Annotated in this window: 26 protein-coding genes, 1 tRNA gene and 1 pseudogene; 21 read left to right on the top strand and 7 right to left on the bottom strand. The window is 67.0% G+C overall.

The window, feature by feature from the left end; translation table 11 throughout:
• Positions 1-312: 312 nt before the first annotated feature.
• Together CCS01_RS19935 and CCS01_RS19930 are read right to left on the bottom strand one after the other, a co-directional pair.
• Complete coding sequence (locus CCS01_RS19935; protein ID WP_104520519.1) at positions 313-1,242, bottom strand: DMT family transporter; 930 nt, start codon at positions 1,240-1,242, stop codon at positions 313-315.
• 327 nt (positions 1,243-1,569) lie between these two features.
• On the bottom strand, positions 1,570-1,911 hold the full coding sequence (locus CCS01_RS19930; protein WP_146101857.1) for a hypothetical protein: 342 nt from the start codon (positions 1,909-1,911) through the stop codon (positions 1,570-1,572).
• An 80-nt stretch (positions 1,912-1,991) separates the two neighbouring features.
• Between CCS01_RS19930 and CCS01_RS19925 the strand changes: the two genes are divergently transcribed.
• The 6 genes from CCS01_RS19925 to CCS01_RS19900 all read left to right on the top strand — a co-directional run bounded on the left by CCS01_RS19925 (position 1,992) and on the right by CCS01_RS19900 (position 5,934).
• On the top strand, positions 1,992-2,207 hold the full coding sequence (locus tag CCS01_RS19925) for a hypothetical protein (RefSeq protein ID WP_104520517.1): 216 nt from the start codon (positions 1,992-1,994) through the stop codon (positions 2,205-2,207).
• Between the two features lie 124 nt (positions 2,208-2,331).
• Positions 2,332-2,589, top strand: coding sequence for a helix-turn-helix domain-containing protein (locus tag CCS01_RS19920; protein ID WP_158258504.1), 258 nt, complete (start codon positions 2,332-2,334; stop codon positions 2,587-2,589).
• A gap of 217 nt (positions 2,590-2,806) precedes the next feature.
• Positions 2,807-3,247: a winged helix-turn-helix domain-containing protein gene (locus CCS01_RS19915; RefSeq protein ID WP_104520515.1), complete on the top strand. Its 441-nt coding sequence runs from the start codon at positions 2,807-2,809 to the stop codon at positions 3,245-3,247.
• Positions 3,248-3,422: 175 nt separating this feature from the next.
• Positions 3,423-3,713: a hypothetical protein gene (locus tag CCS01_RS19910; protein ID WP_104520514.1), complete on the top strand. Its 291-nt coding sequence runs from the start codon at positions 3,423-3,425 to the stop codon at positions 3,711-3,713.
• A 515-nt stretch (positions 3,714-4,228) separates the two neighbouring features.
• Positions 4,229-5,464 carry an aromatic ring-hydroxylating oxygenase subunit alpha gene (locus CCS01_RS19905; RefSeq protein ID WP_104520513.1) on the top strand — a complete coding sequence of 412 codons (1,236 nt, stop codon included), beginning with the start codon at positions 4,229-4,231 and terminating at the stop codon, positions 5,462-5,464.
• Positions 5,465-5,466: 2 nt separating this feature from the next.
• Complete coding sequence (locus CCS01_RS19900; protein ID WP_104520512.1) at positions 5,467-5,934, top strand: aromatic-ring-hydroxylating dioxygenase subunit beta; 468 nt, start codon at positions 5,467-5,469, stop codon at positions 5,932-5,934.
• A gap of 28 nt (positions 5,935-5,962) precedes the next feature.
• Here the strand turns inward: CCS01_RS19900 and CCS01_RS19895 are convergent, their stop codons facing one another.
• From CCS01_RS19895 to CCS01_RS19885, 3 genes are all read right to left on the bottom strand, one after another.
• Entirely contained in the window at positions 5,963-6,589 is a 627-nt protein-coding gene (locus CCS01_RS19895) for a hypothetical protein (RefSeq protein ID WP_193540154.1), read from the bottom strand.
• A 232-nt stretch (positions 6,590-6,821) separates the two neighbouring features.
• On the bottom strand, positions 6,822-7,274 hold the full coding sequence (mntR, locus tag CCS01_RS19890) for a manganese-binding transcriptional regulator MntR (RefSeq protein WP_104520511.1): 453 nt from the start codon (positions 7,272-7,274) through the stop codon (positions 6,822-6,824).
• A 42-nt stretch (positions 7,275-7,316) separates the two neighbouring features.
• Complete coding sequence (locus tag CCS01_RS19885) at positions 7,317-8,603, bottom strand: Nramp family divalent metal transporter (protein ID WP_104520510.1); 1,287 nt, start codon at positions 8,601-8,603, stop codon at positions 7,317-7,319.
• A gap of 179 nt (positions 8,604-8,782) precedes the next feature.
• On the opposite strand from CCS01_RS19885, the gene CCS01_RS19880 reads away from it, so the two are divergent.
• The 11 genes from CCS01_RS19880 (at position 8,783) to CCS01_RS19835 (ending at position 18,525) form a co-directional block, all read left to right on the top strand.
• Positions 8,783-9,739: an acetyl-CoA carboxylase carboxyltransferase subunit alpha gene (locus CCS01_RS19880; RefSeq protein ID WP_104520509.1), complete on the top strand. Its 957-nt coding sequence runs from the start codon at positions 8,783-8,785 to the stop codon at positions 9,737-9,739.
• 80 nt (positions 9,740-9,819) lie between these two features.
• On the top strand, positions 9,820-10,428 hold the full coding sequence (locus tag CCS01_RS19875; RefSeq protein ID WP_104520508.1) for a TetR/AcrR family transcriptional regulator: 609 nt from the start codon (positions 9,820-9,822) through the stop codon (positions 10,426-10,428).
• A 66-nt stretch (positions 10,429-10,494) separates the two neighbouring features.
• The gene (locus tag CCS01_RS19870) at positions 10,495-11,736 is read left to right on the top strand and encodes a YcjF family protein (RefSeq protein WP_104520507.1); all 1,242 of its coding nucleotides are present in this window, start codon (positions 10,495-10,497) and stop codon (positions 11,734-11,736) included.
• Positions 11,733-13,253, top strand: coding sequence for a GTPase domain-containing protein (locus tag CCS01_RS19865; RefSeq protein ID WP_104520506.1), 1,521 nt, complete (start codon positions 11,733-11,735; stop codon positions 13,251-13,253). The genes CCS01_RS19870 and CCS01_RS19865 overlap by 4 nt, the downstream gene beginning before the upstream one ends.
• A 194-nt stretch (positions 13,254-13,447) precedes the next feature.
• Positions 13,448-14,287 (top strand): SMP-30/gluconolactonase/LRE family protein, encoded by an 840-nt coding sequence (locus tag CCS01_RS19860; RefSeq protein WP_239992271.1) that lies wholly within the window; start codon positions 13,448-13,450, stop codon positions 14,285-14,287.
• Entirely contained in the window at positions 14,284-15,210 is a 927-nt protein-coding gene (locus tag CCS01_RS19855; protein ID WP_104520504.1) for a hydroxymethylglutaryl-CoA lyase, read from the top strand. Before CCS01_RS19860 ends, CCS01_RS19855 begins: the two co-directional genes overlap by 4 nt.
• 324 nt (positions 15,211-15,534) lie before the next feature.
• The gene (locus CCS01_RS19850; protein WP_104520503.1) at positions 15,535-15,999 is read left to right on the top strand and encodes a molybdenum cofactor biosynthesis protein MoaE; all 465 of its coding nucleotides are present in this window, start codon (positions 15,535-15,537) and stop codon (positions 15,997-15,999) included.
• 29 nt (positions 16,000-16,028) lie between these two features.
• A complete protein-coding gene (locus CCS01_RS19845) occupies positions 16,029-17,390 on the top strand; it encodes an aromatic ring-hydroxylating oxygenase subunit alpha (protein ID WP_204848363.1) in 1,362 nt (453 codons plus the stop codon).
• The gene (locus CCS01_RS19840; protein ID WP_104520502.1) at positions 17,387-17,932 is read left to right on the top strand and encodes a 3-phenylpropionate/cinnamic acid dioxygenase subunit beta; all 546 of its coding nucleotides are present in this window, start codon (positions 17,387-17,389) and stop codon (positions 17,930-17,932) included. Before CCS01_RS19845 ends, CCS01_RS19840 begins: the two co-directional genes overlap by 4 nt.
• A gap of 24 nt (positions 17,933-17,956) precedes the next feature.
• The gene (locus CCS01_RS34205; protein WP_170114655.1) at positions 17,957-18,133 is read left to right on the top strand and encodes a hypothetical protein; all 177 of its coding nucleotides are present in this window, start codon (positions 17,957-17,959) and stop codon (positions 18,131-18,133) included.
• A complete protein-coding gene (locus CCS01_RS19835; protein ID WP_104520501.1) occupies positions 18,130-18,525 on the top strand; it encodes a hypothetical protein in 396 nt (131 codons plus the stop codon). Before CCS01_RS34205 ends, CCS01_RS19835 begins: the two co-directional genes overlap by 4 nt.
• A gap of 32 nt (positions 18,526-18,557) precedes the next feature.
• Here the strand turns inward: CCS01_RS19835 and ligA are convergent, their stop codons facing one another.
• Positions 18,558-20,633, bottom strand: coding sequence for an NAD-dependent DNA ligase LigA (gene ligA / locus CCS01_RS19830; protein WP_104520500.1), 2,076 nt, complete (start codon positions 20,631-20,633; stop codon positions 18,558-18,560).
• 80 nt (positions 20,634-20,713) lie between these two features.
• On the opposite strand from ligA, the gene CCS01_RS19825 reads away from it, so the two are divergent.
• On the top strand, positions 20,714-21,016 hold the full coding sequence (locus CCS01_RS19825) for a type II toxin-antitoxin system VapB family antitoxin (RefSeq protein WP_204848362.1): 303 nt from the start codon (positions 20,714-20,716) through the stop codon (positions 21,014-21,016).
• A complete protein-coding gene (locus CCS01_RS19820; RefSeq protein ID WP_104520499.1) occupies positions 21,013-21,282 on the top strand; it encodes a PIN domain-containing protein in 270 nt (89 codons plus the stop codon). The genes CCS01_RS19825 and CCS01_RS19820 overlap by 4 nt, the downstream gene beginning before the upstream one ends.
• Before the next feature lie 23 nt (positions 21,283-21,305).
• Here CCS01_RS19820 and CCS01_RS19815 read toward each other — a convergent pair.
• A pseudogene (locus tag CCS01_RS19815) lies at positions 21,306-21,894 on the bottom strand (IS256 family transposase); the annotation flags it as partial.
• Positions 21,895-22,506: 612 nt separating this feature from the next.
• On the opposite strand from CCS01_RS19815, the gene asnB reads away from it, so the two are divergent.
• Both asnB and CCS01_RS19805 read left to right on the top strand, forming a co-directional pair.
• Positions 22,507-24,270, top strand: a complete 1,764-nt coding sequence (asnB, locus tag CCS01_RS19810) for an asparagine synthase (glutamine-hydrolyzing) (protein ID WP_104520497.1) — start codon at positions 22,507-22,509, stop codon at positions 24,268-24,270.
• 94 nt (positions 24,271-24,364) lie between these two features.
• Positions 24,365-24,440 (top strand) — tRNA-Ala (locus CCS01_RS19805).
• Positions 24,441-24,503 lie beyond the last annotated feature (63 nt).

The raw sequence follows: 24,503 nt of genomic DNA, 5'->3' as shown, positions 1-24,503 counted from the left end.
ATCGGGGCGGCAGTCAGACGGGGCATGAAGGCTCCGGTGAATCAGGGCGAGGCGTGAGCCTGTGGCCTGCCATATTCAGGCCGCTCCTGACTCGCCAGAACGGCTCCTGACGGCGGCTGGTCACGGCGATTGCCGCCAGACTGTGGCAAACCAGACTCACCCGCGCCGGGCCACCCATCAACGGAGTCGCCACTTCCGGCGAGGTGTACTAGAGCGTTTTCAGCCTGACTGGAAACGCTCCAGCTCATAATTTCACGAGCAATTTCATCGGCCTGAAATCGCTCCGCGATTTCCAGTCAGGCCGATATTGCTCTAGCCTTTTGTTCCCGGCGGTGTTCCAGGCACCGGGCGGAGCCCGGCCAGCCGCGGCTCGCCCCGCGCCATGCGGCCCCGCACCCGTTCCCGATGCGCGGTATACAGGCCGCTGGCAATGATGATGCCGGCGCCGATCAGGGTCCAGCCGTCGGGCCGGCTGCCGAACACCAGGAAGCCCAGCGCCGAGGCCCACAGCAGCTGGATATAGAAGAACGGCGCCAGCAGCGAGGCCGGCGCATGGCGATGCGCCAGGATGATGCCCCACTGCCCGCCCGAGGCCAGGCTGCCCAGCAGCAGCGACAGGCCAAGCTGCCGCCAGCTCGGCCAAGCCGCCTCCAGCGGCAGCAGCGTGCTCAGCACGAGGGTGCCGATGCCCGCGGACCAGAACACGGTGGTCTCCGGCGCGTCGGAGACGGCGATCATGCGGGTGATGATCAGCGCCAGCGCCCAGCAGAACGCGCCGCCGACGCCGAACAGCGCGGCGGGCTCGAAGCCGCTCAGGCCCGGCCGGACTATGACCAGCATGCCCAGCATCCCGGCGCCGACGGCCGCCCAGCGGCGCAGGCCCACCGTCTCGCGCAGCAGCGGGACGGACAGCACGGTGATCAGGATGGGCGACAGGAAGTTGATGCTCGTCGCCTGCGCCATGCTCATCTGCCGCACGCCGTGCACGAACAGGATCGACGACAGCACGACGCAGATCCCGCGCGCGACCTGCAGGCCCGTGTTGCGCGGCCGCAGCAGGCGGTGGGGCTGGCGGCTGCCCAGCAGCACCGCCATCACCAGGAACAGCGCGTAGCGGATCCACAGGAACTCGGCGATGGGCAGGCTGGTGCTGAGGTATTTCGCGATCGTGTCGGAGGAGGCAAACAGGACGGTCGCGCTGATCGCCAGCACGATCGCGCGGATCGGTTCGTCTGAAAGCATGGGGGCTTATACCGGGGTGGCCGGACGGATGCGATATTATTAAGAGATTGACGCAATGACGTATCCGAGCACTGCCCTGGCACCGCCCGGCGCTCTGCCGGATCGCCGCAAATACCGTGGCATCCGGCCTTCGTTTCCCCTGCGCCGCAGCCGTATTGTTACGAATCGGCGTCGAGGGACCGGACGTGCAGCGCTGTGCAACCAGAACAACCATCATCGGGCGCGGTTGCTTGCATCCCGTGCCGTCCCGCCATAGCCATTTTCAGGGATTTCGTACTGCCCTGCGTCCACTCCGGACCAAAGCCGTTACATGGCTTGCCGGGCAGCCTAATACGGAAAGAACCGCGCGTTGCCGAACTTCTCGTGCGCGTAGGTCAGAGCCTCATGCTGCGCCCGCTCGCCCTTGAAGACCATCCTTCCCTCCGGGGAGTCGCGATTGCCCGGCGGCTCCACGATCCAGTCGTTCATGCCGGGCTCGCGATAGACACGCGGCGGCGGCGACGGCGGATCTTCGGCCGGGACGGATGGGACGGGCAGCAGGTCTTCGGGAGAGGTGCGGTCATCCGAGGTCATATTGCGGTGCAGCATGCCATGCAACGAACCGTAAGGAAAGGGCTCAACTCGTTTGTGAATGCCGGCAACGCATTTACCGCTGGCGCGGCCGGTCACGGTCCCGTAACTGCGCCGCCACGAAAAAGTTCAACCGATTTTGGGGTTGTGGAAATTCTTCAAGGGCAGGACTACGAGAAATGAATGAGAACACTGCGGCCCGAGCGGGCGCAGACTGGGAGCGGGCGCCTAAGGACGGAACCCTCATCAACGTGGAATTTTCCGGCGGCGAGGTCATGCAGGTGCGCTGGGACGAGCGCCGGATGCACTGGCAGGTGCCGCAACCGAACGGCGCTCCCGTCATGCTGCGGGAGGAACGGCAGAACCCGCCGCAGGACTGGTGGCCGGTGATCTAAGTGGCCCGCGATCTAAACCGCGTCTACTGGATGGCGAGTTTGGAACCGTTGGTTTGTCCCCCTTGGCTGGAAATCTTGCCGTTCTCATATGGCGCGTTTCATCGGAACAAGGCCTTTCAGACCCGTGCTACACATTGACCATCCGCGCTGGGGCCAGACGGTTGCGGATCTGCGTGATCTGGCCTTGAGCGCCGCCCATCCCCGCAGCCGCGAACGCTTCCTGGCCCTGCACGAGATCGCCGCAGGCAGTTGTGCCACGGCGGTTGCCGAACGCACGGGACGACGCGCGCAGACCGTGATGGGCTGGCTGCACGCCTACAACGAACACGGCCCCGAGGCGCTGACCTATCAGCGCACCGGTGGCCGCCCCCATTTGCGTTAAAATAGGGCTGGCTGTTGCCTCCTCGTCGTGGCCCGGCTTGTCCCTACGGGATGCACACATCTCGGAAACGGTCCGCCGCTGCGTTTCCCTTTCGTCATGGCCCGGCTTGTCCGGGCCACCTATTCCAGCACTGTGCCGCGACAGGTGGCCCGGACAAGCCGAGTCATGACGGAATGGCAAGCATCGTGCCGCCGCCACGCCATTTTTACGCCAATGGGTGGCCCCGCTTTGCCCCGATATCGCCACCGCGCTTGGCGAGCAGGTTCGCGCCGCAGAATGCCAGGCAGCCAGTCCGCCGGTCGCCGGAGCCGATGTAAAGCCACGTTGGACGCTGCGCCGTCTGGTCGGCTTCGTGCGGGAGCAAGTCGGCCGCCGCTTCAGCCGCGAGACCATCCGCCGCGCGCTGCACCGGCTCAAGCTGTCGTGGAAGAAGGCCCACAAACTGCTCGGCCGCGCCGAGCCGGCTAACCGCTTGGCAAAGCATCAGTCCGCTTCGCGGCCTGATCCGGAGAAACGAGAGGCTTTCGTCGCCCAGAGCGGCGCGCTGTCGGATGGGGCGCGTGATGAGCGCCATCACGTGGTCTATCTCAATGAGACCCATATCCATCAGGATGTCGATCTCGGCTACGGCTGGGGAGAGCGCGGCAAGCGCTTCTAGGTCGCTTCAAGCTCACCCGGTCTGAAGGCCAAGGTTTCGTTCTATGGGCTGTACCTCTACAACGAGGGGCAGTTGCGGATCTGGCCCTATGACCGGGCCAATGGGGACAATACCATCGGCGTGTTGCACCGGTTGCGCGCCGAAATTCCGACCGGCAAACTGATCCTGCTCTGGGATGGCGCGCCCTATCATCGTGAAGACGGTCTGGTCCGCTGCGGGCAGCCTGGGCATCCATCTGGTGCCGCTACCCAGCTACAGCCCCGACCTGATGGCGGTCGAGCCGCTGTGGCGCTGGCTGCGCGAGGACGTCACCTACCATCACTGCCACGCCACCGCCGAGGGCCTGATCCGCCGCGTCGCCGCCTTCGAGGCCGACGTCAGTGCCGATCCCTGCGCCGTTGCCGATCGGCTTTGGGTCAAGGATCACCTCGATCCTGAGGAGGAGAAGCTACGGTTCTCAAAGTAGACACGGTTTAGTTTTTGACTCTTATTGGGTTCCGGGGTGGTGACTCTGGAGGGGTAGCGCTGAAGCGAGGTCTCGGATCTGATTGGATGAAGACGTGATCTGGTTGTTTGGGAGGCTGTGCACGCATGGCGGTATGCGAGGTGGTCAATCTCTCTGGCCTGCTGGACGAGGCCAAGTGCTTTGAGCTTGTACGTCAGCATCGTTGGCCGGATGGCGTGCGCTGCCTGCGGAGTCGGGGTAGACTGAAAAGCGGGTTCAATGCCAGCAGCGAGGGCGGCCGAGCTTACCGCACCAAACTCGGCGTGAAACCGGAAAAGTCCTGGGATGGCAAACTGACGCTCCGTCCGGCCGCTCTGGTTTTGCCGACAGATCCGGCATTCAGCCATGCCCCGGGCCCTTGCCGTTGCGGACAGGCTGCAGCGTGGCATCCCAACCACAAACCGGGATGAACCCAACCCCAACGTTGCGAGCGCCCCCCTCCGGACGTAGCCTCCCCGAAAACAGGGGAGGACACCATGGACCAGCCTGTCCGCGACCTGCCGGTTGGCGCCTGGCCGCCCGGCCTGACCCGTGTCCCCTATTGGGTCTATCGCGACCCCGGCATTGCGCGCGCGGAACAGGCGCGCCTGTTCGAAGGCCCATGCTGGCATTTCCTCTGCCTGGAGATCGACGTGCCGAACCCGGGCGACTACCGCACCACCATGATGGGCGCGATGCCGGTGGTCGTCGCCCGCGCCGAGGACGGCGCCGTTGTTGCGTTCGAGAACCGCTGTGCCCACCGCGGCGCGCTGATCTGCCTCGATGACGGCGGCTCGGTGAAGGACTTCCAGTGCATCTATCACGCCTGGCGCTACGACCTGCACGGCAACCTGAAGTCGGTGGCGTTCCGTCATGGCGTCGGCGGCAAGGGCGGCATGCCGGACGATTTCCGGCCGGAGGCGCACGGCCCGCGCAAGCTGCACGTCACCGTGCAATCCGGCCTGGTGTTCGGCACCCTGGTGCCCGACGGCCCGTCTTTCGAGGACACCATCGGCTCTGAAATCCTCGCCCGGCTGCAGCGCGTGCTGCACAAAAAGCTCGAGATCATCGGCCGCTTCACCCAGCAACTGCCGTGCAACTGGAAGCTCTACATGGAGAACGTGCGCGACACCTATCACGCCAGCCTGCTGCACACGTTCTTCACGACGTTCCGCATCACCCGCCTCAGCCACGGCGGCGGCGTGATGGTCAGCGACAACGGCGTCGCGCACGCCAGCACGACCCTGGCGCCGCCGCAGGGGCCGGACACGACGTATGCCGGGATGCGCGCCGACAACGAAGGCTTCCGTCTGCAGGACCCGTCGTTTATGCGTTCGGTGGCGGAGTTCAACGACGACATCAGCCTGCAGATCCTGTCGATCTTCCCGGGCTTCGTCCTGCAGCAGATCAACAACACCCTGGCCGTCCGCCAAATCGTGCCGCGCGGCATCGACAGCATGGACCTGCACTGGACCTATCTGGGCTTCGCCGACGACACGCCGGACCTGCGCGCCATGCGCCTGAAGCAGGCCAACCTCGCCGGCCCGGCCGGATACGTGTCGATGGAGGACGGCGCCGTCGGTGGTTTCGTGCAGCGCGGCATCGCGGCGGCCGAGGCGGAGACCTCGGTGGTCGAAATGGGCGGCACCTCGGCCGATACCACCGACACTCGTGCGACCGAGGCCTCGGTGCGCGGCTTCTGGAAAGCCTGGCGCGCGCGGATGGGCCTGTGACGATGACCGGCCCGCTGGAACTCGCCGCGCTGAACGCCGCCTGCGCCGCGGCAATCGACGCCAACCGGCTGGAGGCATGGCCGGACTTCTTTCACGATCGATGCCTCTACAAGGTCACGACGGCGGACAATTTCGAGAAAGGCCACCAGGCCGGCCTGATCTACGCCGACTCCCGCGCCATGCTGCACGACCGCGTCGCCGCGCTGCGCCAGGCCAACATCTACGAGCGGCAGCGCTACCGCCATGTCCTCGGCCTGCCGCTGGTTACCGCCGACACCGACGGCCTGGTTTCGGCGGAAACGTCATTCGTCGTCGTCCGCACCATGCGCGACGGCCAGATGATGGTGTTCGCGGCCGGCGTGTACCGCGACGAGGTGCGCCGGGATGAAACCGGGGCGTGGCGCTATGCCGAGCGCATCGTGGTCTGCGACAGCCAGCGCATCGATACGCTGCTGGCGATTCCGCTGTAGTGCCGGCCGGGAAAATTGCGATGGCGTCCTATTGCTTCTTTTCGGGTTCCGCGCCCGGCTTCAACGTCTTTACCACTTCCGCCAGGTCCACCAGCGCCTGCTTGTCTTCCTGGGTCAGCGGCTGCGGAGTCTTGCAGCGTGGATCGGTCTTCTGCAGGGCCCGGAACATGGGGCGCGTGATCGGGATCGGGGCGCACCCATGGTTTTCTTCACAGATCAGATCAAACTCCTTCCGCGCCAGCCGATGGCAGGCAAAGCAGTTCAAGCCAAAGCGATTATTTACGTTCTCGAAACCACGCTGGTAGATCTTGCTGCCATCCTTGCTCACGTCGATGGCGAAGAATTCCCAGTCGTGAGTTACGGGATTGAAGCCCTTCTGCTGCTTGATCATGACCTCGGTCGGGACCAGCTGCACGACCGAGCCTTCCGGATAATCGCCCTTGCCCGCTTCGGCAACGGCAACGGTGCCCTTCAGGTTGCCTGCCAGGTTGTCGACGTAGAAGTGGCGCACCGCCGTCATGTCGGTAATGCACTTGAACGTGCCGTCGTCCACCTTGACGGCGCGTTCGGCGCCCTGGTCCGCAGCCTGCGCCCACGTGGTGACGAGCAAGACCACAGCTGACGCGGACGCGATGGCACGTGCACGCTTCATCATGACATGTCCTCCCCAGGCCTGCATGTTACGGACGTTACATGGAACCTATCGTGCAGGGGCGGTCGGATCAATGACTTCAAATCAATCTCAGGGCTCGCCATCCGGTTCCACACAGCGATTGCCTCGCCCCCTCATGTGTTCCGGCGCCGAAAGTAACCCTGTTGCACGTGTGATCGATATCCGTCGCCCACCGGACCCGCACCGGGGTGCCGATGCGATAGACCGGCCACCCCTACGTCCGCCCCAGGAACCGCGCGAACGCCGCCAGCGTCACATCCGACACATGGTGCTCGATCCCTTCGGCATCCGACTCCGCCGACTCCATCGGCACGCCCACCGCCAGCAGCAGGTCCACCACCACCCGGTGCCGCGCCCGCACCCGCAATGCCAGCTTCTCCCCTGCCTCGGTCAGGAACACGCCGCGATACGGCTTGGCGACCGCCAGCCCCTCCCGCTTCAGCCGCCCGATGGTCTTGATCGCCGTCGCGTGCGTCACCCCCAGGCGGCGGGCGATGTCCGTCGGCCGCGCCTCCCCGCCATCCGCCAGCAGGTCGGCAATCAGCTCGACATAGTCTTCCAGCAGCGCGCCGGACTGCGCCGTGCGCGCCTTGCCAAACCGGCTGGCCTGGGTCGGCTCGGCCGGAAGTGCCGCGGGCGCGGCGGCGCGAGGCGGGCTGTTGGCCATGAATCGGATCGTTCCAGCAGTTGCCGTTGGCCGATGCTCCGCCTAACCGGCGATCATTTGCAACAGCAGGATCGCGTTCAGCGCCAGTACGATCATGGTCGCCACCAGTGTCGCCACCTGGCCCCCCCGGCCGATGGCGAAGGCACCCATCACCTGCGGCCGCCGGATCAGCACCAGCAGCGCGATCATCGGCACCGGCAGCACCAGGCTCAGCACCACCTGGCTCCAGACCAGCGCCTCGGTCGCCTGCACGCCCAGCGCCACCACCACGACCGCCGGCAGCATCGTCACCGCCCGCCGCACCCACAAGGGAATGCGGAAGCTGACGAAATCCTGCATGATCACCTGCCCGGCCATCGTCCCGACCACCGAGCTCGACAGCCCGGACGCCATCAGCGAGGTCATGAACGCCCCTGCCGCGACGATGCCCATCAGCGGCAGCAGCGTGTGGTACGCCGTCTCGATCTCGCCCACGTCGGCGTGGCCCTGATGGAACATGGTGGCCGCCATCGCCACCATCGCCATGTTGACGACTCCGGCGAGCGACAGCGCCAGCAGCACCTCGATATTGGAAATCCGGATCAGCCGGCCGCACTCGGCGTCGCTGCGGGCACTCACACGATGCGTCATCATCGCCGAGTGCAGGTAGATCGCATGCGGCATCACCGTGGCGCCGACAATGCCGACCGCCAGCGTCACGCTGTCCGCGCCGGAGAGCTGCGGTACCACAGTATGATAAAAAAACATCCCCCAGTCGGGTGGCGCGATGAACAGCTCGATCACATAGGCCAGGCTGATCACGCCGACGAACCCGGTGATCACCAGCTCGATCGGCCGGAAGCCGCGCGACTGGACCATCAGCAGGCCCCAGGTGATGACGAAGGTGACCAGCAGCCCGGTCAGCAGCGACACGCCGGCCAGCAGGCTGATGCCGATGGCCGCGCCGATGGTCTCGGCCAGGTCGGTCGCCATCGCCGCGACCTCGCTGGCCAGCCACATGGCGACGACCAGCGGGCGGGGGAAATGCTGCCGGCACAGGCCCGCCAGGCTGACGCCGGTGACGAGCCCGAGCCGGGCCGCCAGCGCCTGGAACAGCATGGCGATCAGGTTCGCCAGCATCACAACCCAGAGCAGCATGTAACCATGCCGCGCACCGGCCTGGATGTTCGTCGCGAAGTTCCCAGGATCCATGTAGGCGATCGACGCCACCACCGCCGGGCCGACGAACGGCAGGAAGCCGGCCACGCCCCGGCGGCGTCCGGCCAGCACCGCCTGCGCCGCCTGCGCGGTCCGCTCGGACAGGTTCGATGGCACCGACGCCGTGCTCACCGGCGATCTGTGCCAGGTTTCGGGCCGAATGAAGCTTTGGCCATAGATTACGCCCCTCGCTATATCTTGTAGCCAAAGCTACACTTGCCGGTGAAGAGATAGGCGCCGGCGTGGCGCTGTCAACACCCGCTGCTTCTCAGGCTTCCCCAATCCGCGAACTGTGCTAAAGCCCCCGCCCCATGCGTCACTTTCTTGACTTTGAAAAACCAATCGCCGAGCTCGAGGGCAAGATCGAAGAGCTCCGGCGCATGTCGGAGCCAGGCGGCATCAATATCGCCGACGAGATCGGCCGCCTGACCGCCGTCGCCGACAAGCAGCTCCGCGCCACCTACGCCAAGCTGACCCCGTGGCAGAAGACCCAGGTCGCCCGCCACCCCGACCGGCCGAAGGCGCGTGACTATATCGAGACCCTGATCACCGACTTCACCCCGCTTGCCGGCGACCGCGCCTTCGCCGACGACGCCGCCGTACTGGGCGGCATGGGCCGCTTCCGCGGCACCCCGGTGATGGTGCTGGGCACCGAGAAGGGCTCCGACACCGAGTCCCGCGTGAAGCATAATTTCGGCATGGCCCGGCCGGAAGGCTACCGCAAGGCCCGCCGGCTGATGGAGCTCGCCGGCCGCTTCCACATGCCGGTGCTGACCTTCATCGACACCGCCGGCGCCTTCCCCGGCATCGAGGCTGAGGCGCGCGGCCAGGCGGAAGCCATCGCCCGCTCGATCGAGGCCTGCCTGGAAGCGCCGGTGCCGATCGTCGCGACGATCATTGGTGAGGGCGGGTCGGGCGGCGCCATCGCGCTGGCGGCCGGTGACCAGATCCTGATGCTGGAGCACGCCGTCTATTCGGTGATCTCGCCTGAGGGATGCGCCTCGATCCTGTGGCGCGACCAGGCGCAAGCCTCGGTCGCGGCCGAAGCGCTGCGGCTGACGGCCGAGGATCTGCTGCGGCTCAAGCTGGTGGACCGGGTGGTATCGGAGCCGCTGGGTGGCGCGCAACGCGACAAGACGGCCACCGTTCAGTCGGTCGGCCAGGCGGTGCAGGAGGCGCTGGCCGATGTCAACGGCATGGACGGGGCCACGCTGCGGATGAAACGCCGGGAAAAATTCCTGGCCATGGGACGGGAATCGTTTGCGTGACAGCACGTCTGCGGAACCAGCGATGGTCCAGTCCAAGGAATTCTGCTTAGTATGCGTTAGGACTGGTTGGTAGAAACTCTATGCGTGACGAAATTTCGGCCTACAAGCGCGAGCGTATTCTGGAAGAAGCGGTCAAGCTTTTCTACGAGCGCGGGTTCAGCGGCACCACCCTGGACGACATCGCCGGCAAGCTGGGTGTAACAAAGCCTTTCATCTACACACATTTCCGCAGCAAGGTTGAACTGCTGGAAGCCGTCTGCCGCCCGACCATCGAGATGTCGCTGAATGCCATCGCGCAGGCAGCGCAGCACGAAGGCACGGCCGCCGATCGGCTGCATCGCGGCGTCGTCGACTTCACCAAGGTGGTGCTGCAGCGGCAGGGGAACATCGCGGTCTATTTCCGCGAGGAGAAGCACCTGTCCGAAGCCGGACTGGCCGAGATCAACGCGCTGAGAAAGCGCTTCGACCGAGTGCTGAGCGACCTGCTGCAGGAAGGCGTCAACAACGGGGAATTCCAGATCGAGGACATCCGCGTCGCCGCTCTGGCCATCGGCGGCATGGTGAGCTGGGCCTATACCTGGTATCAACCCGAGGGGCGGCTGTCGTTCGACGACATCAGCGCCCGCCTGGCGCATTTCGTCCTGCAGATGGTCGCGGCGCAGCCGGCGGCGGTGCCCGCCGAGACCTGAGGCACGACTGACGCGACCGGAGGCCTCCGCGCGCGTTTCCGGCGATCATCCAGCGGAGGCAAGGCCATGCAGCGACCGGTGACATGGTGGGGCAGGGCTCGCAACGCCGCCAGCGCCTGGTACTCCTGGTCGGCCGCGGCCGTGGCGGCGTCCGCCGCCTCCGCCCGTGCGGCGGACGAGGTGCGGGCGCGGGCGCTGCAAACCGCGCCGATCATCTGGATGCTGGGCAAGGTGCAGTCCGGGAAGTCCTCGATCGTGCAGCGCCTGACCGGCGCCACCGAGGCCGAGGTCGGCGAAGGCTTCCGGCCGATGACGCGGACGGCGCGGATCTTCGATTTCCCGCCGGAAGCGCCGGTGCTGCGCTTCCTCGACACCCGCGGGCTGGGCGAGATCGACTACAACCCGGCCGAGGACCTCGCCGCCTGCGAGGCGAAGGCCGAACTTCTGCTCGTCGTGATCCGCGCCGGCGATCCGGCGCAGGAGGCCGTGCTGGAGGCGGTGCGGGCGATCCGCGCGCGGCATCCCACCTGGCCGGTGGTCGTGGCGCAGACCTGGCTGCATGGCATGTACCCGCATCCGCCGGCGCACCTGGAGCCGTATCCGTTCGCGGAGGGCTCGGCCGATCGGCGCATCCCGGACCCGCTTGCCCGGGCGCTGGCGCATCAGCGCACGCTGTTTGCCGGCCTGAAGGGAAGCGGGCCGGTGCTGTTCGTGCCGCTCGACTTTACCCGCCCGGATGATGGCCTGGACCCGGCCGACTATGGGCTGGATGCGCTGCTCGCGGCCCTGTTCGAGGCGCTGCCGCAGGCAGTGATGGCGCGGATCGAGGCGCTGCGGGCCGATCAGGGCAACCGCACGGCGGCCGAGGCGCGGTCCACGATCCTGGGCTATTCCGTCGCCGCCGGCGCGGTGGACGCCTTGCCGATCGTCGCCATCGCCGCGGTGCCGGCGGTGCAGGGGGCGATGCTGCGCACCCTGGGATTGCGTTTCGGCGTGGAGTGGAGCCGCGCCGATATCGCATCCCTGCTCGGCGCCCTGGGCACCGCCGCGCTGGTCCGGCAGGGAGTCGGCTTCGCCGTCCGGCAGGGCGTGAAGCTGGTACCGGTCTATGGCCAGACCGCCGGCGCGATCGCCGCGTCGCTGTCCAGCTTCGCCTTCACTTACGGACTCGGCTATGCCGCCTGCGTCTACCTGAAGGCGCGCCAGGGCGGCGGCACCGCCACCGACCGGGAGATCAAGGAGGCCTACCGCGTCGCACTGGCCCAGGCATTCGAGATCTTCAAAGCCAGCCGCGAGCCGCCGAAGTGATCGGCCGCGAACTGCTGCGGGCGTTCCGGCGCGAACTGATCGCCCTGGCGCTGGTGCTGATCCCGCCGCTGCTGGTGATGCCGTTGGGCGGGCTCTGGCTGCTGGAGCGCGGCGGCGTGCTGGCGTTCCTGGCCGTCTGCCTCGGCTGTGCGGTGATCGCCGGCGGCATCATGCTGTATCGCCGCCCGAAGCCGCCGGCCGGTTTGCCGGAGGCTGACACAACGCCCACCGACTGGCCGGCGCGGGAACGGGCCGCCTATGACAAGATCGAGCGCCTTTCCCGCGAGGCCCCGGCGCTGACGTTCTCGGACCAGCAGGAGGCGCTGGACCTCGCGCATCGTACCGTGGACCTGGTGGCGCGGCATTACCGCCCGGACGCGGCCAATCCGTTGACCACGTTCACTATGCCGGAGGCGCTGCTGTCGCTGGAGACGGTGGCGCGGCGGCTGCGCCGGGCGCTGCTGCAATCCGTGCCGCTGTCCGATCGCCTGACCGTCACGCAACTGCTGTGGCTGCCGGGCGCCTGGGAGAAGGCGGGCCGCCTGGGGGAAACCGCGCAGCACCTTTATACTCTGTACCGTCTGGTCCGTCCGGTCGTGAATCCGGCCGGGTCGGTGATGGCCGAGGTCCGCGGGCTGATCCAGGACGAACTGCTCAATTCCGCCAAGGCCACGCTGCAAAGCCGCATGACCCGGCTGTTGGTCCTGGAGGTCGGCCGGGCGGCGATCGAGCTTTACTCCGGCCGCATGAAGCTGGACGCGATCGAACTGACCGAGGCCGCCACGGCCGTCGCGCTGGAGGGCGCGCCGCAGCCGGGGACTCCGCCCCCGCCACTGCGGCTGCTGCTGGCCGGACAGGGCAATGCCGGAAAGTCGAGCCTGGTGAACGCGCTGGCGCAGAACATCGTGGCGCAGGTGACGCCGCTGCCGGGTCCGCCTGGATTTGCCTGCTTCGAAGCGGTCGATCCGGCGGGCCAGGCCTGTGTCCTGGTTGACGCGCCCGCGCTGACGACCACGCCCGCGGCGATCGAGGCGCTGGCGGCGGAGGCGGTGAAGGCAGACGTCGTGCTGTGGACCATCAGCGCGGTGCAGGCGGCGCGGGATGTGGATGCGCAGGGGGTGCGGGCATTCCATGCGGCGTTCGAGCGGCGGGCCGACCTCAACCGGCCGCCGCTGCTGGGCGTCGTGACGCATATTGATCAGTTGCGTCCGTTCACCGAGTGGAACCCGCCCTACGATCTGGTCACTCCATCCGGGCCGAAAGCGCGGGCGATCCGGGAGGCGGTGACGGCGATCGCCGCGGACCTGGGGATTCCGACCGGCAGTGTGGTTCCGGTGTCGCTCGCGCCTGATCGGGATGCCTACAACGTCGACGTGCTGCGGACCCGGATCAGCGAAACGCTGCCGGCGGCCCGCCATGCGCAACTGGCCCGCGCTTATGCGCAGGATCGCCGGGGCGGCTGGTGGCGGGAGGTCGCGCGGCTGTACCAGGGCGTGCGGACCATCCTGGTGGACTGACAGCGACCGCGGTTGCGGCCGGCCGTCCCCGCCCACCATGACGATGGGACCACGCCCGCAGCGGATTGTTTCCGGCATCTGTGCATCCCGTCGCGTCACCCCCCCGCTCTTGCCAACCACCTGCCGGCGCCCCATCGTCTCCCTTTATGTGGTTCGCACCGCCGAAAGAGATCCCGACACGGATCCTGACCCGCGTGCCCGACCGGTTCCGCCGCCTGCAGCGGACCGAATGGGCTGATGCCAACCGCTCGGGGGAGCCGGTCGACTGCTTCCTGGAAGGCCCCTGCTATGACGCCCAGGGGCGGCTGCACGTGGTGGACATCCCCTACGGCCGCATCTTCCGCATCGAAGGTGACGATTGGACCCTGGTCGCCGAATATCCCGGCTGGCCCAACGGCCTGAAGGTCCAGCCCGACGGCAGGCTGATTGCCGCCGACTACCGCAACGGCCTGGTCCGCATCGATCCCGCCACCGGGGCCACCGGGGTCGTGCTGCAGACCGTCATGAGCGAGAGCTTCAAGGGCCTGAACGACCTGACGCTGCACCGCGACGGCTCCATCCTGTTCACCGACCAGGGCCAGACCGGGCTGCAGGACCCCACCGGCCGGGTCTGGCGCCTGCACGCGGACGGCCGGATCGACCGGCTGATCGCCACCGGCCCCAGCCCGAACGGCCTGGTGCTGAACACCGCCCAGACCCACCTGTACGTGGCGATGACCCGCTCTTGCGAGGTCTGGCGCTTCCTGCTGCGGCCTGATGCGGTGGTGGCAAAGGCGCAGTGCTTCGCCCGTGTGCCCGCCGGCCTCGTCGGCCCGGACGGCCTGGCGATGGACGGCGCGGACCGCCTGTATATTTCCAATCCCGGCCACGGCTGCATCTGGATCGTCGATCCGCACGGCGTACCGCTGTACCGCGTGCAGTCCTGCGCCGGCCGCATGACCACCAACTGCGCCCTGACCCCGGACGAGCGCCACCTCGTCATCACCGAATCCGAAACCGGCACCATCCTGATCGCGGAGGTCCCCAGACCATGAGCGGCGAATTCGTCTCCATCTGTGAAGTCGGCCCGCGCGACGGGTTGCAGATCGCCAAGACCCGCATGACCACCGACGACAAGGTTGCCTGGATCGCCTCCCTCGCCGCCGCCGGCCTGAAGGAGATCGAGGTTGGCAGTTTTGTCCCGCCGCGGGTGATCCCGCAGCTTGCCGACACGGCCGAGGTGGTGGCGCGGGTGCTGGAAACCATTCCCGGCCTGACGGTGCAGGCCTTGGCGCCGAACCTGCGCGGCGTGCAGAACGCCTACAACGCCGGGGTGCACAAGATCAGCATCCCGGTCTCGGTCAGCGAGGGCCACAGCAAGGCCAATCTCAACCGCACGCCTGCCCAGTCGATCGCGATGATGCAGGAGATCATGGACTGGCTGAAGGCGCAGCCGCGCAAGGTGCCGGTGGTGGCCGGCGCCTCCACCGCCTTCGGCTGCTCGATCGACGGCGTGGTGACGACGGCGCAGACGGTGGCGCTGTGCGAGGGCCTGGCCACGGCCGGCGTGGACCAGATCATGCTGGCCGACACCGTCGGCTACGCCCATCCGGCGCAGATCAAGGAGGTGGTGCTGGCGACGCGCGAGGCCATCGGGCCGGTGCTGTATGGCCTGCACCTGCACGACACCCTGGGCATGGGCATCGCCAACGCCGTGGCCGGCCTGGAAGTCGGCATCCGCGCCTTCGACTCCTGCCTCGCCGGCCTGGGCGGGTGCCCCTATGCGCCGGGGGCCTCGGGCAATGTGGTGACCGAGGACCTGGTGTTCATGCTGGAGAGCATGGGCTTCCGCACCGGCATCGAGATTCCGAAGCTGCTGGACGCGCGCAAGGTGCTGCAGGCCAGCCTGCCGGCCGAGCCGCTGCACGGCCAGGTGCCGCGGGCCGGCCTGCCGCCCACGTTCCGCAAGGCGGCGTGACGATTGTCGCCAGGCGTTGTTGATGACAATGCATGGCGGTACGGGTTCCACTGTCACTTTGTGCATGAGCATCTCGCGGCACAAACCGATGCCGCGCGAAGCGTTCCCGGCGTGGGAACGCCGGCGGGAAATGCGCCACGAATTCGACGGGTCCGAACCGGTCCTGATGAATTGCCGGCGGAATTCTCGATCACTTCGCCGTTTCGCCCGTGATGGCGAAAAAATGGATCGGCACGGCCCTGCTCGACGACGCCGGGCTGTCGATGCCGGCGACCGGCGTGGCCGGATGACAAACCGCCGGGCTGGGATTAGCCTTGAACCATTATGGCACGCATCAAGGTCCAGACTGAGGACTTCGACATCGGCGCGGAGATCGCCGCGCTGACCGCCGGCCGCACCGATATCGGCGGCATCGGCTGCTTCGTCGGCACGGTCCGCGCCGACGCGAAAGGCGGCGAAGGCCCGGCGGTGATCGGCATGACGCTGGAGCACTATCCCGGCATGACCGAGCGCGCCATCGGCCGGATCGCCGATGAGGCCGCCGATCGCTGGCCGCTGCTGGGCTGCACCATCATCCATCGCGTCGGGCCATTACGTCCGGGCGACAACATTGTGCTGGTGGTCGCGGCCTCGTCACACCGGCAGGCCGCGCTGGATGCCACGGCCTTCCTGATCGACTGGCTGAAAACCAAGGCGCCGTTCTGGAAGAAGGAAGACTACGCCGACGGCCACGGCGCCTGGGTTGACGCAAGGCAGGAGGACGACGCGGCCGCATCCCGCTGGCGCTGACGCACACGATACAGGGAGGAAAGGCAGACATGACAACAAACCTGCCCATCGACCAGATGATCGACCAGATGATCGACCCTGGTCGCGGCATGATCAGCCGGGAAATCTTCGTCTCGTCCGACTTCCATCGCGAGGAACTGGAGAAACTGTTCACCCGCGCCTGGCTGTTCGTCGGGCACGAAAGCCAGATCCGCAATCCGGGCGATTTCTTCGTCTCCCGCATGGGCGAGGAGTCGGTGATCCTGTGCCGCGACACGCAGGGCAAGGTGCATGTCTTCCTGAACTCCTGCCGGCATCGCGGCATGAAGGTGTGCCGGTACGAATCCGGCAACACCTCGCTGTTCGTCTGCCCGTATCATTCCTGGAGCTATACGACCGACGGCCGGCTGCAAGGCGTGCCGCTGTATCGCGTGCTGTACGAGGGGCAACTCGACCGGTCCCAGTGGTCGCTGATCGAAGTTCCCAAACTGCATCAGTACAAGGGCACGGTCTGGGCTTCGTGGGATCCCGATGCCCCGGATTTCATGACCTATCTCGGCGATGCGGTCGATCACCTGGACCAGGTGCTCGACTGCCGCGACGGCCGGCCCGGCGGATCGGAGGTCATTGGCCTGCACAAATGGGTCCTGCCCGCCAACTGGAAGTTCGCGGCGGAGAATTTCCTCGGCGACACCTACCACAACCCCTCCCACCGGTCCGTCGACATGATCGGCATTGGCCCCAGCGCCCGGGCCGGGCAATCGGGCCGGCGGGATAACGAATACGCCAAGGGCCAGCACGTCTGGGTGAGTTTCCCGCAGGGCCACGGCATGCACAGCGTATGGATGCCGGAGGTGTTCCAGTACCAGCCGTCCTACCTGCAGTATCCGGTCGTTGACGAATACTTCCGGCACTGTTTCGAGGAACGCAAGCGCCGCCTGGGCGACAAGGCACGGCTGCTGCCGTTCACCGGCAACCTGTTCCCGAACACGTCGTATCACGGCCGGCAACCGCGCGGCCTGTGCGTCTGGCACCCGCACGGGCCGACCCAGACCGAGGCCTGGCGGTTCTTCCTGGTCGACGCCGACGCGCCAGCCGAGGTGAAGGACGTGCTCCGCCGCTTCTACATGCGCTACTCCGGCCCGGCCGGCATGACCGAGCAGGACGACATGGAAAACTGGCTGTACGCGACCGCCGCCAGCAGCGGCACCATCGCGCGGCGGTATCCGTTCAACTACCAGCAGTCGATGGGCGCGTACAAGCGCAACGACCCGCTGCCCGGCGACGTCAGCACGCAGATGACCGAGCAAAGCGCCCGCAACTACTACGACGTCTATGCCCGCTACCTGAAAGGCGCCGACTGGGACACGTTGATCGGCCGTAACAACAGCGTCCGGCAGGCGGCGGAATGACCGCGGCGCAGCGGCTCGCCTGGTTCGCGCTGAAGCAGGAGATCGAGGATTTCCTGTATATGGAAGCCGATCTCCTGGACCAGCGGGAATTCCGCCAGTGGCTCGATCTGCTGGCCGAGGACCTGGTGTATTTCATGCCGATCAGGCGGAACGTGAAGTTCGGGCAGCAGGCAGAGAAGGAAAATACCAGGCAAGGTGAGGGGATTTCCTGGTTCGATGAAGACAAGTGGACGCTTGGCAAGCGGGTCGAGCAGATCCTGACCGGCGTTCATTACGCCGAAGAACCACTGTCCCGCGTCACCCACATGGTCAGCAACGTCCGCCTGCTGGAAGTCTCGCCGTCGGTCGAAGAACCGGCCGAGGTCGTGGCCGGTTGCCGTTTCCTGGTCTACCAGAACCGTGTCGAGTACGAAAGCAACACCTTCGTCGGCCGGCGCAAAGACCGGCTGCGGCGGCACGGGAATTCCTGGCTGATCGCGCGGCGGGAGATGATCCTGGAGCAGAACGTGCTGCTGGCGAAGAACCTGAGCATCCTGTTCTGAAAGCTGTTCCTGTGGAGGCCTGGCATGCTGGCGGTCCATGACGTGGCGGTAGGCGCGAAGCTGCTGATCGCAGGCGGCCTGGCCGCCGAGGTCGTCGAGAACATGGGCGATGGCGAGTGGTTGCGGGTGAGAATTCTCTCCGGCCCGGACGCCGGGGCCGAGGAACTCTGCCACGCCACCGACGTGCTGGAACGCGCATGATGCGCATCGGCTTCCTGCCCAGCGACTTCAATCCGATGATCCTGATGCTGGGCGAAGCCGAGGACTGCCGCGCGCTGGGCGGCGTGCTGCGGCAGTTCGCCCGCGACGGGCGCGACGTGGCGCTGCGCGACCTGGGTTTCTGCCGGGCCGCCGGGGTGGACATGGTGCTGACCGCCGCCCCGGGGCCGGCGGGCGTGCATCCCTCCGGCGACCACCGCTTCATCTGGCGCGTGCCCCCGGACCTCGCCGCGCAGTTCGCCGATCGGCTGGATGATCTGGCGGAACCGGGGCGGGTGGCAGGGTCCGAGGCGTTGGATTGCGACACCGCCGACGGCATCGCGGTGAAGGTATCGCGTGGGGAATATACCGACGACTTCCTGCGGGCGGATTGACGCAGGCGGGCGGGCGCACCGGGCAGCCGCGCTTACTCGATCAACGCCCGCCACTCCGCCTCGGTCATCGTCCGCACCCCAAGCTCGGCCGCCTTGCGGGCTTTGGATCCCGCGTCGGCGCCGACAACGACGATGTCGGTCTTCTTCGACACCGAGTCGGTGACCTTCGCCCCCAGTGCCTCGGCCCGTGCCTTCGCCTCCGGGCGGGTCATGGTTTCCAGCGTGCCGGTGAACACCACGGTCTGACCGGCGATCGGGCTGCCGGCGGCGTCGGCGCGGGCGGCGTCCTCGATCGTCAGTTCGGCGGCCAGCTCGTCCAGCGTCGCCACGTTGCGCGGTTCGCCGAAGAAGTCGGTCAGTTCCTCGGCGATGGTCGGCCCGATGCCGCTGATGCTGCCAAGCTCCAGCCGCGCGTCGGAGCCGATGGTGACGGCGGCCAGCATCTGCTCGCGCCAGTTCCCAAAGCTGCCGTAGTGCCGAGCCAGCAGCTTCGCGTTGGTCGCGCCGATGCGGCGGATGCCCAGGGCGTAGATGAACCGCTCCAGCGGGATCGTCCGGCGGGCCTCGATGGCGCGGGCCAGGTTGCGCGCCGACTGCTTGCCCCAACCTTCGCGGGTGGCGATCTCGGTCTCGCGCTGCGGCAGGCGGAACACGTCGGCCGGGCCGTGCAGCCAGCCTTCGTCGTAGAACTCCTGGATGGTCTTCTCGCCCAGCCCGTCGATGTCGAAGGCGGGGCGGGAGACGAAATGGATCAGCCGCTCGACCCGTTGCGCCGGACAGATCAGGCCGCCGGTGCAGCGGCGCACCGCCTCGCCGGGCGGGCGAACCGCGTGGCTGCCGCAGGCCGGGCAGGTTTCCGGGAAATGATAAGGTTTGGCGTGGCGCGGGCGACGATCGGTCACGACCGACACAATCTGCGGGATCACGTCACCGGCGCGTTGCAGCACGACCGTGTCGCCAACGCGGATGTCCTTGCGGGCGATCTCGTCCTCGTTGTGCAGCGTGGCGCGGGCGACCAGCACCCCGCCGACGTTCACCGGCTCCAATTCCGCCACCGGGGTCAGCGCGCCGGTGCGGCCGACCTGGATGCGGATCTCGCGCAGGACGGTGGTGGCCTGCTCAGCGGGGAACTTCCAGGCGATCGCCCAGCGCGGGGCGCGGCCGACGAAGCCCAGGCGGCGCTGCAAAGCCAGGTCGTCGATTTTGTACACGACGCCGTCAATGTCGTAGGCGAGGCCGGAGCGCTCCAGCGCGATCTCCTGGTGGAAGGTTTCGGCATCCGCCTCGCTGCCCAGGCGGCGGGACAGCGGGTTGACGGTGAAGCCCCAGTCCTTCAGCCGCTGCAGGTAGTCCCAGTGGGTTTCGGCGACCGGCTCGCTGCTCTCGCCCTGGGCATAGGCGAACAGCGACAGCGGGCGGGCGGCGGTGATCCTGGCGTCGATCTGCCGCAAGCTGCCGGCGGCGGCGTTGCGCGGATTGGCGAAGACCTTGGCGCCCGAAGCAGCCTGGGCCTGGTTCAGCGCCAGGAAGTCGGTCTTGGTCATGAACACCTCGCCGCGGATCTCGATCTGCGCCGGGGCGTGGCCGTGCAATTTGTTCGGCACGGACTTCATGGTGCGGAGGTTGGCGGTGACGTCCTCGCCTTCCGTGCCGTCGCCGCGGGTGGCGCCGCGGACGAAATGGCCGTTCTCGTAGGTCAGGCTGATCGACAGGCCGTCGATCTTCGGTTCGGCGACGAAGGCAAGCGGTTCGGTGCGGCCGAGGAAGCGCCGGGCGCGGACACAGAACTCGTTGAAGTCCGTGGCGTCGAAGGCGTTGTCCAGCGACAGCATCGGCGTGCGGTGGCGGACCTTGGCGAATCCGGCCTCCGGCGCGCCGCCGACGCGGCTGGAGGGCGAGTCGGCGCGGATCAGCGCCGGGAAGCGCGCCTCGATCGCGGCGTTGCGGCGGCGCAGGACGTCGTACTCGGCATCGCTGATCTCGGGCGCGTCGCGCGTGTGATAGGCGGCGTCATGGTGGGCGATTTCCCGCGCCAGGCGTTCCAGCTCGGCGGCCGCTTCGGCCTCAGTCAGGGAGTCGATCGGGGTCTGGGTGGTGGCGTCGGTCATTGTGGTCAGGATGTGGGTGCAGGAGGCTATCCTTGCATGGTGGCAGGTTCAGCCCTCCGTGTCATGATTGGCGTTTCATTGTGAAGGATAATGGCACCCCCGTCACGGCCGGGACCACCGGTGGTTTGCTGGACGTCACCGCTGTGTGTATGCGGCACGTGGCCGATACACACGAAAATGGCATGCGAACGAATATTGACATCGACGATGATCTGCTGGCCGCGGCGACGGCCGCAACCGGCCTGACAACCAAGAAGGCGACTGTGGAGGAGGCTCTGCGCCGGGTTGTCCAACTTCATCGCCAGAAAATCGCCGGAGAGGAACTCGCAGGGACCGGCTGGGTCGGCGACCTTGACGCCATGCGCGAAGGTCGCGACGTGTGATTGTTGTCGATACAAGCATCTGGATCGGCCATCTGCGGGGACAGGGCGATCTGCCGCAGGTGCAACGCCTGCGCCGGGCCTTCGGACGGGAAGACATTATCGTCGGCGATTTGATCCTGCTGGAAGTGCTGCAGGGCGCACCGAACGAGACGCAGGCGGCCAGGACCGAACTGCTGCTCCGCGACTTCACCGTGGTCAGGATGCTCGATGACGGGATCGTGGTCCGTGCGGCTTCTTATTACGAGCCTGTCAGGATTTCTGTGTGAAGGTCGGGTTTCATCAGGATCTTCTATGCGAGGCTGAACCGGTCGCCAAACAGGATGGCGAACTGCGTCTTGGCCGCAGTCCACTCACGCTGAGCATCTTCCAGTTTTTGCTGACATCGCACAAGACCAAATACAACAATTTCGTTGCCGCCTCGTCGGAGGGGAAGTGCCCCCGGCTGCGGACTGAGGAACGCAGCTTGCTGTTGAGGCTCTCGATGGCGTTGGTGTGTCGATGATCCGCCGCACCTCCGGCGGGAAGGCGAAGAACGGCACCACCTGCTGCCATTGCCGCCGCCAGGCCGGAGCGATGGCGGGATACTTCCGCCCCCAGGGTCCGGTCTCAAAGGCCTCCAAGGCTTGCAGTGCCGCCTCGACCGTCGGGGCCACGTAGATCGGCTTCAGCGCCGCCACCACCTCGCGCCGGTCCTGCCAGGACACATAGGCCAGGGAGGTGCGGATCAGGTGCACGATGCAGGTCTGCGCCAGGGTCTGCAGGAAGGCGGCGTTGATCGCCTTGGGGAACCCTTTCAGCCCGTCCACCACGGCGATCAGGATGTCGTTGACCCCGCGGTTGCGCAGTTCGTTGTCTATTCTCATCAAGAACCTTGCGCCTCCTATGAAAATGCGGTTTTTCCGGTGCCTGTCGTATCTCTATCGTCATGGCCGGGCGTGTCCCGGCCATCCTCCCCCGCCGCTCGTGCGCAGATGGCCGGGACAAGCCCTACGGGATGCACAGATCTTGGAAACGGTCCGCCGCTGCGTTTCCCTTTCGTCATAACCCGGCTTGTCCGGGCCACCTTTCGCGGCACAAGTGCTGGAATAGGTGGCCCGGACAAGCCGGGCCATGACGATGGGGGAACGCCCTCGGATGTCCGGCAAGCACCTGATTTTGCGCTTGTTTCCGAGATGTGTGCATCCCGTAGGGACACGCCCGGCTATGACGGAGAGGCACGGGCCTCGCTCATTTTCGGTCATCGCGGTACCGGCGCGCCGGCTGGCTAACTCCGTGTTAAAGATTAACGGCGTGTTAATCTCTTCGCCGCCGCCGGGGCGCACGCCCCCCAAGCCTCGCCCTGCATCCACCGCACCGCCGCGGACGATCGGGGCAGGGCTCGCCGGCGCTGGAGACCCTGGCCTTCCCCATTATTTCAACGGGAAGGCGCGACACAGTGGCTGACTTGCGCTATCGCTACGCTGCGTGACTGTCTGGAGAGACACCATTCTATGTGTGGCATCGCCGGCTTGATTCTGTCTTCCGGCGCGACGCCGCCGGATCCCGCTGTACTGTCGAAGCTGATCAACGCCCTGCACCATCGCGGCCCCGACGGCACCGGCCATGCGGTGATGGGCCGGGTGGCGCTGCTGCACAACCGGCTGTCGATCATCGACCTGGTCAGCGGCGACCAGCCGCTGTTCGCCGGCCCGGCGGCGCTGGTGGCCAACGGCGAGGTCTATAATTACCGTGAGCTGCGCCAGGCCATGCCTGGCGTGGTCTTCGCCACCAACAGCGACTGCGAGCCGCCGCTGCACCTGTGGCTGCGCGACGGGCCGGACTACGCGAAGCAACTCCGCGGCATGTACGCGATCGCGATCCATGAGCGGGTGCGGCGCACGGTGACGCTCAGCCGCGACCCGTTCGGCATCAAGCCTCTTTACATAGCACAGGTCGAGGGCGGCCTGGCCTTCGCGTCGGAGCCGCAGGCGCTGCTGGAAGCCGGGCTGGTGAAGCGCGCGGTGCGGCCGGCAGCGGTCGAGGAACTGCTGCAACTCCAGTTTACCACCGGCGCCGACACCATCTTCCCGGGCATCCAGCGGGTGCTGCCGGGCGAGACGCTGACCTGCTCGGACGGGCATATCCTCGACCGTCAGCGGATCAACCCGGTGCCGGCGGAACCGCCCGAGGACATCGACGAGGACGCCGCGATGGCCCGGCTGGACGCGGCGCTGACCGAGAGCGTCGACCTGCACCAGCGCAGCGACGTGCCATACGGCATGTTCCTGTCGGGCGGCATCGACAGCTCGGTGCTGATCACCCTGATGTCGCGGCTGAACGAGCAGCCGGTGCTGGCCTTCACCGCCGGATTTGACACCCCCGGCTCGGTGGACGAGCGCGAGCAGGCGGCGGCGATCGCCCGGGCGGTGGGGGCGAAGCACGAGGCGATCGAGGTGACCGAGTCGATGGTCTGGCGCTATTTGCCGGAGATCGTCGCGGCCATGGACGACCCGACGATGGACTATGCCATCATCCCGTCCTGGTTCCTGGCGCGGCGGGCGCGGCAGGACGTCAAGGTGGTACTCACCGGTGAGGGCGGCGACGAGATCTTCGGCGGCTACAAGCGCTACCGCAAGGCGCTGCTGCCCTGGTGGCGCGGCGGCAAGGCGATGTGGGCCACCGGCAGCTTCGACCGGGTGCCGGTGCTGCGCAACCGGCCGACCACCTGGCGCGACGGCATGGCGGCGGCGGAGACCCTGGCGGCCGAGGGTGGGCGCTCGCCACTGGCGGCGGCGCAGGCGCTGGACATGACCGACTGGCTGCCGCACGATCTGCTGCTGAAGCTCGACCGCTGCATGATGGCGCACGCGGTGGAGGGGCGGACTCCGTTCCTCGATCCCGGCGTGATGGCCGCCGCGTACCGCCTGCCGGATGACCTCAAGGTGCGCGGGGAGATGGGGAAGTGGCTCCTGCGCAAGTGGCTGGAGAAGAACCTGCCGGAAGCGCAGCCGTTCGCGCCGAAGATCGGGTTCACCGTGCCCGTCGGCGCCTGGATCAAGGGGCAGGGAACGCGACTCGGGCCGCTGGTGGCGGCGCAGCCGGGGGTGCAGGAAATCGCCGAGCCGGACAAGGTGAAGTCGCTGTTCCGCAACATCCGCCGCTGGCGGCACGGCTTCGCCTGCTGGCAGCTGCTGTTCTACGCGTTGTGGCACCGGCGGCATATCCAGGGGCTGCCGCCGGTGGGCGACGTGTTCCAGACGCTATCGACGCGGTAGCGCGAATTTTGCCGACGAAGCCGCTTGACTTGGACGGGCGCTGCGATCATTAGGGGCGCCTCGCGACGCTGAGCGGCGGCGCGATACCGGCGATGGGGCTGTAGCTCAGTTGGGAGAGCGCCTCGTTCGCAATGAGGAGGTCAGGGGTTCGATTCCCCTCAGCTCCACCATCGCCCGGCCCGGTTCCTTGTGGTGAAGCCCAGCGAAACATTGTAGATTCGGTTCGAATCCGG

The organism is Rhodopila globiformis (assembly GCF_002937115.1).
GTDB classification, from domain to species: domain Bacteria; phylum Pseudomonadota; class Alphaproteobacteria; order Acetobacterales; family Acetobacteraceae; genus Rhodopila; species Rhodopila globiformis.
The sequence above is the reverse complement of the archived record's forward strand: the minus strand, read 5'-3'. Positions and strand labels throughout refer to the sequence as shown.